The 14002-nt window shown below is 48.0% G+C and carries 14 protein-coding genes; 6 read left to right on the top strand and 8 right to left on the bottom strand.

Annotation, left to right across the window (positions count from 1 at the left end):
• Positions 1 to 92: 92 nt before the first annotated feature.
• The 6 genes from ATB78_RS15115 to ATB78_RS15090 all read right to left on the bottom strand — a co-directional run bounded on the left by ATB78_RS15115 (position 93) and on the right by ATB78_RS15090 (position 5524).
• Positions 93 to 974, bottom strand: a complete 882-nt coding sequence (locus ATB78_RS15115) for an L-ribulose-5-phosphate 3-epimerase (protein WP_005448899.1) — start codon at positions 972 to 974, stop codon at positions 93 to 95.
• Positions 975 to 982: 8 nt separating this feature from the next.
• Positions 983 to 1630, bottom strand: coding sequence for a 3-keto-L-gulonate-6-phosphate decarboxylase UlaD (locus ATB78_RS15110; RefSeq protein WP_005434690.1), 648 nt, complete (start codon positions 1628 to 1630; stop codon positions 983 to 985).
• 5 nt (positions 1631 to 1635) lie between these two features.
• Positions 1636 to 2457, bottom strand: a complete 822-nt coding sequence (locus ATB78_RS15105; RefSeq protein ID WP_005434688.1) for a Cof-type HAD-IIB family hydrolase — start codon at positions 2455 to 2457, stop codon at positions 1636 to 1638.
• A 4-nt stretch (positions 2458 to 2461) separates the two neighbouring features.
• Positions 2462 to 3154, bottom strand: coding sequence for an L-ribulose-5-phosphate 4-epimerase (locus ATB78_RS15100; RefSeq protein ID WP_061009084.1), 693 nt, complete (start codon positions 3152 to 3154; stop codon positions 2462 to 2464).
• Between the two features lie 9 nt (positions 3155 to 3163).
• The gene (locus ATB78_RS15095; RefSeq protein WP_061009083.1) at positions 3164 to 3640 is read right to left on the bottom strand and encodes a PTS sugar transporter subunit IIA; all 477 of its coding nucleotides are present in this window, start codon (positions 3638 to 3640) and stop codon (positions 3164 to 3166) included.
• Positions 3641 to 3763: 123 nt separating this feature from the next.
• Positions 3764 to 5524: a PTS ascorbate-specific subunit IIBC gene (locus tag ATB78_RS15090; RefSeq protein ID WP_005434683.1), complete on the bottom strand. Its 1761-nt coding sequence runs from the start codon at positions 5522 to 5524 to the stop codon at positions 3764 to 3766.
• A 387-nt stretch (positions 5525 to 5911) separates the two neighbouring features.
• On the opposite strand from ATB78_RS15090, the gene ulaR reads away from it, so the two are divergent.
• Positions 5912 to 6667 carry an HTH-type transcriptional regulator UlaR gene (ulaR, locus tag ATB78_RS15085; RefSeq protein WP_005448893.1) on the top strand — a complete coding sequence of 252 codons (756 nt, stop codon included), beginning with the start codon at positions 5912 to 5914 and terminating at the stop codon, positions 6665 to 6667.
• A gap of 124 nt (positions 6668 to 6791) precedes the next feature.
• Complete coding sequence (gene ulaG / locus ATB78_RS15080; protein WP_005448892.1) at positions 6792 to 7859, top strand: L-ascorbate 6-phosphate lactonase; 1068 nt, start codon at positions 6792 to 6794, stop codon at positions 7857 to 7859.
• 282 nt (positions 7860 to 8141) lie between these two features.
• On the opposite strand, the gene gltS (ATB78_RS15075) is transcribed toward ulaG, so the two are convergent.
• On the bottom strand, positions 8142 to 9368 hold the full coding sequence (gene gltS / locus ATB78_RS15075) for a sodium/glutamate symporter (RefSeq protein WP_061009082.1): 1227 nt from the start codon (positions 9366 to 9368) through the stop codon (positions 8142 to 8144).
• A 447-nt stretch (positions 9369 to 9815) separates the two neighbouring features.
• On the opposite strand from gltS (ATB78_RS15075), the gene ATB78_RS15070 reads away from it, so the two are divergent.
• The 4 genes from ATB78_RS15070 to ATB78_RS15055 all read left to right on the top strand — a co-directional run bounded on the left by ATB78_RS15070 (position 9816) and on the right by ATB78_RS15055 (position 12592).
• The gene (locus ATB78_RS15070) at positions 9816 to 10187 is read left to right on the top strand and encodes a GntR family transcriptional regulator (RefSeq protein WP_009706721.1); all 372 of its coding nucleotides are present in this window, start codon (positions 9816 to 9818) and stop codon (positions 10185 to 10187) included.
• Positions 10184 to 11041, top strand: coding sequence for an ABC transporter ATP-binding protein (locus ATB78_RS15065; RefSeq protein WP_005434679.1), 858 nt, complete (start codon positions 10184 to 10186; stop codon positions 11039 to 11041). Before ATB78_RS15070 ends, ATB78_RS15065 begins: the two co-directional genes overlap by 4 nt.
• Positions 11041 to 11871 (top strand): hypothetical protein, encoded by an 831-nt coding sequence (locus tag ATB78_RS15060; RefSeq protein ID WP_005448888.1) that lies wholly within the window; start codon positions 11041 to 11043, stop codon positions 11869 to 11871. The genes ATB78_RS15065 and ATB78_RS15060 overlap by 1 nt, the downstream gene beginning before the upstream one ends.
• Positions 11872 to 12073: 202 nt before the next feature.
• Entirely contained in the window at positions 12074 to 12592 is a 519-nt protein-coding gene (locus tag ATB78_RS15055; RefSeq protein WP_005448887.1) for an RNA methyltransferase, read from the top strand.
• Positions 12593 to 12682: 90 nt separating this feature from the next.
• Here ATB78_RS15055 and gltS (ATB78_RS15050) read toward each other — a convergent pair whose 3' ends face one another.
• Positions 12683 to 13918, bottom strand: coding sequence for a sodium/glutamate symporter (gltS, locus tag ATB78_RS15050; protein ID WP_005443440.1), 1236 nt, complete (start codon positions 13916 to 13918; stop codon positions 12683 to 12685).
• Positions 13919 to 14002: the final 84 nt, after the last annotated feature.

Raw genomic sequence — 14002 nt, 5'->3', positions numbered from 1 at the left:
CGAGGGTTAAAAACTGCACGTTCCCACGATGGGAAAACGGTGCCCAATAACGAGCACCGGAGCATGTAAGTGTTTATACGGTTTAGAGAGAATTATGCGGCAAACAACCTTGGTAATTCCGCATGATCACACGCTTGATTTAAGCGCTGTTGGGCGGTTTGAATGTGCGCACGCCAATGTTCATCATGCGCCCACATCTCAATCACCAGTGGCACGACGCAGTCTGTCTCTTTGAGTGTGCGGAAGATGGCATCGAAGTTCACTTCACCATCGCCAATCACTAGATCGCGGAACTGACCTTTGTATTCTGGCGTCACGCGATACGTGTCTTTAAGGTGGATTTGGGTAATGTGTGGCTTACTCAATTTCAGCTCAGTACACACGTCATAGTTCCAACCAGAGATATTGCCCACGTCTGGATAAGCAGTGAAATACGGCGAATTCACTTCGCGATTAAGCACCTCAAACTTGCTCAATGAGTTGAGGTAATCGGTGTCCATGATTTCAACAGCAAGCATCACGCCTGCGCGCTCTGCCAGTTTCGCCGCTTCCTTCATACCTTCAATAAAGCGCAAATGCGTGGCACGGTTTGCTGGCTCATAATACACATCGTAGCCAGCTAATTGAATGGTACGGACGCCAAGTTTGTACGCCAATGCGATCGCCTTTTCCATGTGCAGCACGGCTTGCTCGCGTATCTTCGGATCAGCCGAGCCAAACGGGAACTTGCGGTGCGCGCTCAAACACATCGACTGCAATGGCATACCATAACGTTCGCACTGGTGACGCAGGGCGTAGATCGTCTCGTCGTCCCAATCTAAGCGGCTGCGGCGCTCGTCTGATTCATCCACCGAGATCTCAAGAAAGTCGAAGCCCAACTCTTTGGTCACGCTGAGTTTTTCTTCCCAACTCAACTCGTTCGGCAACGCTTTCTCATACAAGCCAACACGATGACGTTGTAGGTTCTGATACATGTCGCCCCCTAGTTCCAGTAACGGTCGATTTGCGCTTTCAGTGCTTCTGCGGTCTCTTGCCCTTTGTCACCCGCCAATGCGCGACCTGCGATAAAGGTTTTCGCTTTGATACCTTCAAACAGGTAGATGTCTTCTGGCACGATACCGCCCGTGATAGAGAGCTCGATACCTAGCTCAGAGAGTTGACGCATCTTGCTGATGTCAGCATCTGTCCAACCAATACCGGCCAACTCTGCATCTCGAGAACGGTGGTAAATCGCTTGAGTGATGCCAAGATCCACCCACGCTTGCGCATCTTCCATCGTCCAGTTGCCGTAGATTTCGATTTGGATTTCGCCACTAAATTCATCCGCGACTTTCTTACACGCTTCAATGGTCGCAATGTGCGCTGCGGCTGAAACCGTAATCCAGTCAGCGCCTGCTTCAAACGCCATACGAGACAAAATCGCGCCGCCATCAGTGGTCTTCATATCGCACACTAGAATATGGTCTGGGTGGTTCTTACGCAGTGTTGAGACCGCATTCATCCCCTCTGCGAACGCGAGAATGGTGCCCACTTCAATCACATCGACATAGCTGTGTACATTGCTTGCAACCGCCACGGCATCAGTTAGGTTAGTTTGGTCTAGAGCGATTTGAATCATTGGTTTGGTCATGATGCTTATCCTTGAATTTTTTCACGTATCAGACGAGCTAAGCCGTCGTTATTGTTATCGGTTTCGCACACCAAACGGGCGCTTGAACGTACCGTCTCGTCTGCGTTATTCATGGCAACGCCTAATCCGGCGTAACGGAGCATGGAAATATCATTGTGGTTATCGCCCACGGCAATGACATGATTCGGGTGATAACCCAGCTCAGAAACGTATTCCGCCAGTCTTAAACCTTTGCTGTTGCCTTTTGCTGCGAAGTCGATGCGATTCGACCACGAGCGTTCGCCGTTGAATTTCTCTTTCACCCATGGGTTTTCAATCAAGCGTTCTACCGAGCTTGGTAAACCTTCCACTACGAATTTCCACACGAACTCGGTATTGCGCACTTCTTCGCTGAACGAGTCGATTTTGTAGATCTTCGGTTGAAGATGCTCAGGCGCGGTTTTCGCCCACTTTTCCAACGCTTCCATGTAATGAATTGGGTTGTAGTTTGAGTACGTCATGGCATCGGTTACATACATAACCATCTTGACCTGAAACTCCTTCGCCAAGGCGATAAACGTCAGCGCATCTTCCTTATCGATGGAGTTGTGCTTGAGCACTCGGTCATTGTGGTAGTCATAAACATAAGTGCCGTTGCAGCAGATGATAGGCGTGGTAAGACCCAACTCATCGTAATACGGGCGTGCCGCGGTGTGATGGCGTCCGGTGACAATCACCACGTGACACTTCTGCTGCGCTTCTTGAATCGCTTTTTTCACCTCTGGGTGAATGCTGTGGTCATCGGTGAGGACGGTTCCGTCTAAATCTAAAGCAAGCACTTTGTACATGTCGTTACCTCTGCCCGTAGTAGGCGTTTTCACCGTGCTTACGCAGGTAGTGTTTGTCTGAAAGCTCAGGCTGGATCTTGATGCCGCTATTGAGTGAACGCGTTGCTAATGCCATGGCAGAAATCTCTTCTAATACCACTGCGTTGTGCACGGCATCGTCAGCGTTGGTTCCCCAAGAGAAAGGCGCATGCCCTGCTACAATCACGCTTGGCACAGCCATTGGGTCGATGCGGCGTTGACGAAACTCTTCCACGATCACCAAGCCTGTGTTCTTCTCGTACTCTTCGGCAATTTCACGTTGTGAGAGCTTACGAGTACACGGAATGTCGCCGTAGAAGTAGTCGGCATGAGTCGTGCCCAGTGCAGGAATATCAATCCCAGCTTGCGCCCAAATCGTTGCGCTGCGTGAGTGGGTGTGCACCACGCCACCCACTTGTGGGAACGCTTTGTAAATCTCAATGTGGGTCGCGGTATCACTGGATGGATTCATATTGCCTTCCACTACATTGCCGTCTAAGTCGACCACCACAATGTGCTCAGCGCGCATGCCATCGTATTCCACCCCCGACGGTTTAATCGCAATCACGCCGCGCTCGCGGTCAACCTCAGACACGTTGCCCCAGGTGAAGGTCACCAAGCCGTATTTCGGCAGTTTGAGGTTGGCTTCGAGCACACGTTGTTTCAGTTCGCTGTACATGATTTCTCCTTAGGCAGTAACAGCCAGAGCTTCATCAATCACGTTGAATACATCGGTTTTGCTGCGGCAACGGCGAAGCTTGTCCAAATCCACGCCCGTTTCACTGTCTTCATCATCCAACACTTGGGTCACTTCCATCAGACCTTCCATGTGCTCGTCTGAAGAGCTACCCGCTAGCGTGATTAGCACATCAACTGGCTCATCTTCGCCTTCAAAGTAGATTGGAGCTTCTAACGTAACCAGTGCGAAAGCAGTACGAATCACGCCGTTTTCTGGGCGTGCGTGTGGCAGAGCTAAGTTAGGTGCGATGCAGATGTAAGGACCTAACTCTTCCACGCTGCTGATGATGGCGTCGTGGTAAGAAGACTGAATCGCACCAGAGGCAATCAACATGTCCGTACCAATCTTGATGGCTTCACGCCAGTTAGAGGCTTTTGCTTGCAGTTTGATTGAGTTGTTGTCGATCAGTGATTGTTTTAATCCCATTGTTCTATCTCCAGTTTGGGTGCCGTGACTTTAGCTTTTCGAAGCCCGGCACCACTGTTGTTATCCGCTGTTTGTTATTGGTTTCTTATCTCTTCATTGAGAGAAGTATTTGGTCATGCCGTTTTATTTTGCTGGTACAAAGTTTTTATTGATGATGTCGAGTAGCTCGTCACCGAAGGAGTTAGGGTTAAGCATGTTTTGCACCCCGAGTACAAACTTGCCTTCGCCTGGTTCCATCTCCGCAGACAGGTGCTTCGACGATACGATGATGTCTGTGCTCGCAAGCTTCGACTTGTAGTCCGACACTGCGCATGAGTCCATCACGTGAGGAATGCCTTTCTTCTCTAGGTATTTACCGATCTTCATTTTCATCATCATGGATGAGCCTTGACCGTTACCACATACCGCTAGGATGCTTACTGGGCGCAGACCGTCGCTCGCTTTGATTGCTTGCTCTACCGCTTCAATCACTTCTGGCTCTTCACTGATTTCTACTGTGCCTTGCGCGTCTTCTTCAGCACGTAGCTTGCGAGAAGCGAAGAACATGTAAACCAGAGACAGACCAACAAGAACGAAGAAGAACATTTTCGATGCAGACAAACCTTGCATGATTGGTGGGAATACTAGTGCCCAGTCCGCCATGCCCATCCAGCCGTTGAACTCTGTGCCGTGTTGGCTAAATAGGTGGATAGCCCAAGCAGAACCTAGAACCTCGATGATGCCCATCACGAAACAGATCTTCATCACCGCTTTCCAGCCACCGAAGTGGTTAGCAAATACGCCGATGGTCGCGTTAGAGAAGAACATTGGAATGAAGCCAGGGATGATCATGATTGGCGCATCGAATGCCAACATCGCCAGTACTGCAGCGAACTGACCCAGCGCACCCCACATGAAACCAAATACCATTGCGTTAGGAGAGAATGCGTAGATAGCTGCACAGTCAATCGCCAATACCGCATTTGGAATCACGCGCTCAGAGATGCCTTTGAACGCTTCAGACAGCTCAGCAACGAACATACGTACACCGGCAACAATCACCTGAATCGCAACAGCGAATTTCAGACCCGTTTCTAGGATGTAGATAGTCCAGTGTGTGGTGCCCGCCATTTCTTGAAGGTTATCAAGACCGAATGAAAGCAGAATGATGCCGAAGAACACCGTCATCACGATCGCCGTTGCTGCGATGCTGTCGTGGAAGATGTGTAGCCATTTAGGCAGTTCTAGGTGGTCAACGCTGTCGTTCTTATCACCCAGTTTTGGCGCTACTTTTGTTGCAATCCAAGACGCGACCTGTTGTTGGTGACCAATAGAGAACCCCGCCCCGCCGGTGACTTCTTCCGTTGGCTTGAACATGATGTTGGAGGAGATGCCCCAGTACAGCGCCATTAACACCGCAGAGTAAATGATGGTTTCCCACATGCTTGCGCCAAGCACAAAGTAGAACACGGCGATCAGACCTGCTTGCTGGAACATGATGTGACCAGTCAGCATGATGGTGCGGATACCCGTGTAGCGGCGGAACAGTACCAAGAGGATGTTGATACCTAATGCCAATAGAACGGCGTAACCCACCCAAGAGTAGTTGTCGCCCATCGCTTCCATGGTAGACATCATGGAGGTGTAAGGGTCAATGACTGAGCCGGTTAGCCCGTGGTATTCAGAAAGTTTGGAAATCACAGGTTTGAAGCCAGCAACTAGGGTGCCCGCACCCACTTGAACCAGCATGAAACCCACGATCGTTTTGATGGAACCTTTAATGATGGTGGTGGCGTCTCTTCTCAGCAACCAATAGCCAATGCATGTTACCAAACCCAGCAGTAGTGGGGCTTTGGTCATAACTTGGCTGTAAAAAATATAGAAGATGTCGTACAAGAACTCCATATCTTTACCCCTAGAGTGTTTTTTATTTGTAATCGTATGTAGGTCAGAGTGATTCCATCTGATGTCGTAGAATCTACTCAGTTTTTGCTCACGAAACAAACTCTAACAATCAAAAGTAATCACGCAATGCTCATTTGTGATTATTTTGATATTTATCAATTTTGCCCTCCAAAAAACCCTACAAATGGTAAGCGGATCACACAAAAAAAATTAAATCACCAATAAATACAACAACTTATAAACTCTTGTGATGAGGTTCAGATTTTCATCAGTCTTGAATTTGACAATCAAGAGCGTGATTAATAGAATCAAAACAAATCACAAGTAATCACCAAATAATCACTAGATACACATTTCGGTGAATTTGAATCAAATAGGGTGATGGGTATGAATGAAGTACAAAGACACAATGGCATTCTGTCTTTATTAGAAGAAAATCAGACGATTAACGTCTCACACATTATTGAGAGCTTTAACGTCTCTCCAGCGACGGCTCGCCGTGACATCTCTAAGCTGGATGAACTAGGCAAACTGCGCAAAGTACGCAACGGCGCAGAACGCGTAGAAGCAGAAAAGAAAAAATGGTCACCGCTGAATATCAACAGCACTGAGCATTACGAAGAAAAATCCTTGATTGCGATGCAAGCCGCTGAACTTTGTCAGCCTGGTGACAGCGTGGTCATCAACTGCGGTTCGACCGCTTTCCTACTTGGGCAGAAGCTATGTGGACAAGACGTGCAGATCGTCACCAACTACTTCCCATTGGCAAGCTACCTAATCAATGAAGACCATGACGATGTGATCATCATTGGCGGTCAATACAACCGTTCGCAAAAACTGTTCTTAAATCCGGCACCCAACTCGCTTGGCAGTTACGCAGGCAATTGGATGTTCACCTCGGGTAAAGGGTTAACCGAAGCCGGACTCTACAAGGCTGACATGTTAACTGCGGTGGCAGAGCAGCAAATGCTTGAGCAAATCGACAAGCTCGTCGTCGTGGTAGACAGCTCCAAAGTGGGTCACAGAACGGGCATGTTGTTCTGTCCTACCGAGAAAATCGACATTCTGATCACTGGCAAAAACGCCAACCCAGAGGTCATCAAAGCGATAGAAGCGAAAGGGACACAGGTTATTCTGGTCTAACGCGCCCTAGCCTCTTTCTCAAATAAATAAAAATAATTCAGCTCAGTGCCTTAACTACAAATTAAGGCGCTCGGCTCCCTACATCCCAAATTTAATAAAAATTGTGAAACAAAAAGGTGTTGCTATGAGTAAAGTAAATGAAATCACTCGTGAATCTTGGATCCTAAATACATTCCCTGAGTGGGGTACCTGGTTAAACGAAGAGATCGAAAACACGGTGGTAGAACCGAATACATTCTCGATGTGGTGGCTAGGTTGTACAGGTATCTGGTTGAAGAGTGAGGGCAACACCAACATCTCTATCGACTTCTGGTGTGGTACGGGCAAAAAGACACAAAAGAACGCCTTCATGAAGAACCAGCACCAAATGATGCGTATGGGTGGTGTCGAAGCGCTGCAACCAAACCTGCGTACCGCTATCTTCCCGCTTGACCCATTTGCTATCAAAGAGATCGACGCTGTGATGGCATCCCATGACCACGCAGACCATATCGACGTGAACGTCGCGGCAGCGGTACTGCAAAACTGTGGTGACCACGTGAAGTTCATTGGTCCACAAGCGTGTGTCGATTTATGGATGGGCTGGGGCGTACCAGAAGAGCGTTGTGTGGTCGCGAAAGTGGGCGATGTGCTTGAAGTCGGCGACATGAAGATCCGCGTACTGGATTCATTCGACCGTACTGCACTTGTCACGCTGCCAGAAGGCACTTCTTCTTACGATAAAGAAATCCTCGACGGCATGGACAAACGCGCAGTGAACTACCTGATTGAAACTTCAGGCGGCTCGGTTTACCACTCTGGAGACTCACACTACTCGAACTACTACGCAGCGCACGGCAACGAATACCAAATCGACGTGGCACTGTTGTCATTCGGTGAAAACCCACGCGGCGTGACTGACAAGATGACGTCTTCTGACATCCTACGCGCAGCAGAATCGTTGAACTGTGATGTCGTGATGCCATTCCACCACGATATTTGGGCGAACTTCCAAAACGACCCACGCGAAATCGAAGTGTTGTGGAACATGAAGAAAGACCGTCTGCAATACAAGTTCGCACCGTTCTTCTGGCAAGTTGGGGGCAAATACACCTTCCCGACTGATAAAGGTCGCATGCACTACCAACACTTCCGTGGCTTTAGCGATATCTTCAAAAACGAACCAGAATTGCCATACAAAGCGTTCTTGTAATTCCGTCGCAACGTCCGTTTGGCAGGAATAAAAAAAGCCCGTCGCGATGATGGATGCGACGGGCAATTAGCTAGAGTCTTATAAGGAGAAAAGGAAATTACTGATGATAAATGTCCGACGATTTCTCATCAGTAACGTCCTCAACAAACCGAATATTAGTCATTGATAAATTTAAAGGACATGGCTCATTCCTATAATCTAAATTGTTGATGCCTATTGCTCTAAGCCGATCAAAAAAGCCAGTCTCTCGGGACTGGCTTTTGTTTTGTGGAGCGAGGCTGATTACTTAATAAAAGAAATACAGCCTTGCAGAATCACTAGGTTAACGATGTCGATAAAGAACGCACCAACGATAGGCACCACCATAAAGGCTTGTGGTGATGGACCGAAGCGGTTAACGATAGAGCCCATGTTCATGACTGCGGTTGGGGTTGCGCCCAGACCAAAGCCACAATGGCCACTTGCGATGACTGCGGCATCGTAGTTGCTGCCCATCACACGGAACGTTACGTAGTAAGCGAAGACCGCCAGAATCACCGATTGCACCGCCAGAATGATGAGGAACGGAATTGCTAGGTCGAAGATGTTCCACAGTTTTAGGCTCATTAGTGCCATCGCTAGGAACAAAGACAGCGAAACCGTACCAAGAATATCGACCGTCTCGACATCCACTTTGCGTACTTTGGTCACTTCCATGATGTTGGTGATCACCACACCGATAAACAGCGCGTAAACGAAGTCTGGAATCATCAACCATTTGATACCAAAACTGCTCACCCAACCTTCTAAGTAGCCAGCACCAGTGACACACAGCAGAATGATCGACAAACTCTCGACCACTTTCTTCGCGGTCACGCGGTCTTCTTCGTGCTCGTTGTAGGTAACCAATTCAGGGAAACGCTCGTGAGTTTGATTAGTACGCCCGTATTCAGATTCAAGGCTGTGCTTATCAATCAAGCGCTGCGCCACAGGACTGCCGATGATGCCACCAATCACCAAACCAAAGGTGGCGGATGCCATTGCCACTTCTAAAACATTTTGCAAGCCGTACATGTCTTGGAAGGTTTGTGACCATGCTGCGCCCGTACCGTGACCGCCAGACAGCGTAATCGAACCTGCAATCAAGCCCATTAGCGGGTCTAAGCCAAGCGCCGTTGCCAGAGAGACACCAACCGCGTTTTGGATAAGAATGTACACCGATGCCACGGCTAAGAAGATAAACACCTTAGCGCCGCCTTTAATCAACTGGGTGTAGTTCGCTGCTAAGCCAACGGTAGCGAAGAACATCAACATGAAAGTGTTTTGCAGCGGTAAATCGAAAACTAAATCCACGCCATTGAAGTGCATCGCGGTGATCGCACAAGCGACAATCAAACCACCCACGATTGGCTCGGGAATATTGAATTTCTTTAAGATCGGTAATTTAGCGTTAACGAATTGTCCCAAGAACAACACACAAATAGCGACGAGAAACGACTCTTGTGGACCGACAGAAATGACCTGATTCATAAAACCTCTTTGCCTCCTTTTTCTCATCCGTTGAGTAACAACTCGCCGGCTGAGCGGTATTTAGGCAGGTCAGAGTGCCTACTGAACGTGTGGTTTTCTAGGGTCCAAACCCACTAAATTCTCATTAAATAAGAAAGTAATAACTCGAATATTCACCCAATTCTCACTCAATGAAAAAACACACTTTTTCACCAAGTTTTGTGGCGCAATTTTCTGGTTTTTATTGCCCTTCTCAACTTATGAGAAGTGAACAATTTTTTGCCAGTTTTTAAGGGCAAAAACGTATGCGATTGCGTGCAAATTTTGCGTGAAACTCTGGTGCAAACTTTGTCGAATTTTCGTCAACAAAAGTGATTGAGAAAACAGCGCAAGAAGATTGGCGCTTTCTATCCCATCGCCAAGGTGTTATACATATATATAACACCAACTCAGCCAAGGAAACCAATCATGACGCATTGGCATGATCGCCAACCGATTTTCCGTCAGTTGGCTGACCAGATCACCCAGCAAATATTGCAAGGCATCTGGCAAGAGGGCGAAGCTTTGCCTTCGGTACGCAGTGTCTCTGCGGATATGAAGATCAACCACCTGACGGTCATGAAGGGCTATCAATTATTGGTTGATGAAGGATTGATTGAGAAGAAACGTGGGCAAGGCATGTTTGTCGCCCAAGGAGCAAAAAAACAGCTGCTTGCTGATGAAAAAGCCCGTTTCCTTGAACAACAAATTCCGCAGATCGCCGACACACTACAACGTCTGGATATGTCTCTTGATGAATTTATCCAACAAATCCAAACACATATTGAAGGTGACCAATGAGCGCATTAGTCAGTGTAAAACACGTCTCCAAGCAATATCGTCAGCAGGGTGAAGCGCTGCATGACGTGAGCTTTGATCTACAAGCGGGTCAAGTGCTTGGCTTGCTAGGTCATAACGGTGCGGGTAAATCGACTCTCATTAACGCCCTACTCGGTGCACACGAATATCAGGGCACCATTCGCATCAACGGCTTTGAGCCAATCATGCAACGCGACAAAATCATGCAGAGCTTGTCTTACATTTCGGATGTGAACGTTCTGCCAAACTGGATGACCGTTGCTCAGCTGCTCGATTACACCGAGGGCGTACACCCTGGCTTCAATCGCAGCAAAGCCGATAGCATGCTACGTCAAACCGACATCAAGCCGCGTGCACGCATCAAATCCCTATCGAAAGGCATGAAGGTGCAATTGCACTTGGCTGTCGTCATCGCGACCAATACGCAGATTCTGATTTTAGACGAACCAACGCTCGGTTTGGATTTGGTTTATCGCGATACCTTCTACCGTCATTTGCTGGAATGGTTCCACGATGGCGAGCGTGTGCTGATCATAGCGAGCCATGAAGTATCGGAAATCGAACACTTATTGACGGACGTGCTGATCCTTAAACACGGTCGACCTGTTCTGCAAACCTCAATGGACAGCATCAGCGAAGATTATTTCATTCTTGATGCCAGTGATGAGCATCGCGCACAAATCGAAGCGCTGAAACCACTGTCATCGCAAAAGGGCTTAGGCACGACTAAATGGTTACTGTCGTCTCAATACGCAGAGCAAGTTGCTGGGCTAGGTGATGTGTATGGCGTCAAGCTTGCGGATCTGTTCTTGGCATTGCAGAAGGAGGCAGCATAATGAAATCGATTGTCGCGATGTTGCGTAAAGAATGGCTAGAGAACCCATTGGTTACGCGCGTGCCATTATTTATGTTTGCCTGTGGCGTGCTGCTGTTTGTCAGCTTAATGAGTAGCTCGACACTGCAACACAATATGTTCTTCCAAATGAGCCTTGGTGGTGATGTCAGTGACATCCACAAAGAACTCGGCGATGACGTCAACATGCTGATCACCGGCGGCATTGGTTTGTTGTCTATCCTGCTTGGCACTCAATACTTCCCGAGAACGCTGCGTAAAGAGCGCTCAGAGGGCAGTATCATGTTTTGGCGCAGTATGCCTGTCAGTGACGTGAAAACCCATCTGGTGAAGCTGACGTTTGGTTTATTGGTGATTCCATTGGTGTGCTCGGTATTGGTTTTCGCTGCCGACTTTATGCTGTGGATGTTGAATGTTTCAACCGACCACCAGCTGGCGTTATTGTATCGCCAAGCATCATTGGGCTTCGTGCTGCTGAATTGGATTGAATTCTTGCTTCGAATGGTGGTGGCAGGCGTGTTGTTATTGCCGCTCGCACTAACCGCAATGGCAATCTCACAGAAAGTGAACTCACCACTGTTGGTCATCTTGATTGGTATTTACGCGCTACGTTGGATGCCAATTGCGATGTTTAACTACTATGGTCTGGATGATTTCTTCTCAGCAATTTTCTATCTACCACTGCACGCGATTCTGGCGCCAAACCCGTTCAGCGCGATTCCAGATGCAGGTTGGATGAACGTTGGGATTTACGCTTTCATCGGCGTGCTTGCTTGGACGGCTAGCATCAAGTTCAGCCGCACCGTGAACTAACAAGCACAAGCGAAACCACACAAAAAGCGAGGTACTGTCCTCGCTTTTTTCATTTTCAGCACCATCCATCTTCACTCTGTTTGCTTCAACGCAAAAATAATCCGCCTATAGCGATAGCGCTTCTGCGTGGTTAAGTTCATAATCCCCCGCTTAATGCGCCTAGCGCTGTTATCTAGAATTTTTGAAAAGCAGAACACCAACCATGACCACCAAGCCAACAGCCATTATTGGACTGTACAACCCAAAGAGTCCAACCAACGTTGGCGCTGTATTGCGAGCCGCTGGCTGCTACGACGCTGCGCAAGTTCGTTACAACGGCACACGCTACAGCCGCGCAGTAAAGTTCCAGACCGATACCCAGAACTCACAAGAACGTATTCAGTTAGTAGAGATGGAAGACCTCACCGCTAATGTTGCCGACGATGTGGAAATTGTTTGTGTAGAGTTAGTGGTCGGCGCAACAGCCCTGCCGCACTTCACTCACCCAGAGAACGCGATTTATGTGTTTGGACCTGAGGATGGCTCACTGCCTCAAGAGATGGTCGATAAGGCGCATCATGTGGTGTACGTGCCGACTCACGGTTGTATGAACCTAGCCGCGACAGTGAACGTTGTGCTTTACGATCGCATGGCGAAAACACTGGGGACGATTGATGACCACCAGCAAGTGCTTGCTAATCGCGACAACAAGAACCGCTTGAAAATGAAAGCTTGCGTTTAGACAGACGAAGCTCATCGTTGGCAAGCGCCAGATACAAAAAAGGTCACAGCAACACTGTGACCTTTTGTTTTATTTGGCGTCTCAATCTATCTAGCCAAGGAACGAGATGTAGCCTTGTAGAATGATCAAGTTAACGATGTCGATGAAGAAGGCACCAACAATCGGCACAACCATGAACGCTTGTGGTGACGGACCAAAGCGGTTAACGATTGAACCCATGTTCATTACCGCCGTTGGGGTTGCACCCAAACCAAAACCACAGTGACCACCAGAGATAACCGCAGCATCATAGTTGCTACCCATCACCTTGAACGTTACGTAATAGGTGAAGATAGCCAGAATCACCGACTGCACGCCCAGAATCACCAAGAATGGGATTGCTAGGTCGAAAATGTTCCACAGTTTTAGGCTCATCAATGCCATTGCTAGGAATAGAGACAGTGATACCGTACCTAGCATATCGACCGTTTCTGTATCTAGCTTACGAACTTTAGTCACTTCCAAGAAGTTAGTGATGATCACACCAATGAACAACGCATAAACGAAGTCTGGAATCATCAGCCATTTAATCTCGTAAGTGCTCACCCATTGCTCTACGTACTTCGCACCTGTTACACAGATCAATAGGAAGAACAGTTTCTCAACCACTTTTTTCGCGGTTACTTTGTCTTCTTCGTATTCGTTGTACGTCACCAACTCTGGGAATTTTTCGTGGGTTTTGGCATCTCGGCCACCAGGCCCATACTCAGATTCGATCTTGTTCTTTTCGATCAATCGCTGAGCAACCGGACTACCGATGATACCACCGATGATCAAACCGAATGTTGCTGACGCCATCGCGATTTCCAATACGTTGTTCAAACCGTAAACGTCTTGGAAAGTTTGTGACCACGCCGCCCCCGTGCCGTGACCACCTGACAGAGTAATCGAACCCGCGATAAGCCCCATCAGTGGATCTAACCCTAATGCCGCCGCTAATGAGACACCGACACCGTTTTGTATGATGATGTAGAACGACGCGACTGCTAAGAAGATGAATACCTTCGCGCCCCCTTTCATCAACTGAGTGTAGTTTGCTGCTAAACCAACAGTAGCAAAGAACATCAGCATAAATGTGTTCTGCAACGGTAAATCGAATTCCAGATCGATACCGTTAAAATGAAGAGCAGTAATGATGCAGGCGACAATTAAGCCTCCCACAATCGGCTCAGGTATGTTGAATTTCTTTAAGATCGGTAGCTTAGCATTAATAAAATGCCCCAGGAAAAGCACACTGATCGCAACCAAAAAGGACTCCAGTGCACCTACAGATATTAAATGATTCATATCGCCTCTTATTATTGTTCTCTTCATCCTCCGTAATGATTGAGTGTTAGTTTAACCTTCGCTCAATAGCAAATTTTCTCGCTA

It is taken from the genome of Vibrio sp. CUB2 (assembly GCF_001557945.1).
Taxonomy (GTDB): Bacteria; Pseudomonadota; Gammaproteobacteria; order Enterobacterales; family Vibrionaceae; genus Vibrio; species Vibrio owensii.
This window is presented reverse-complemented; position numbering and strand designations above follow the sequence as displayed.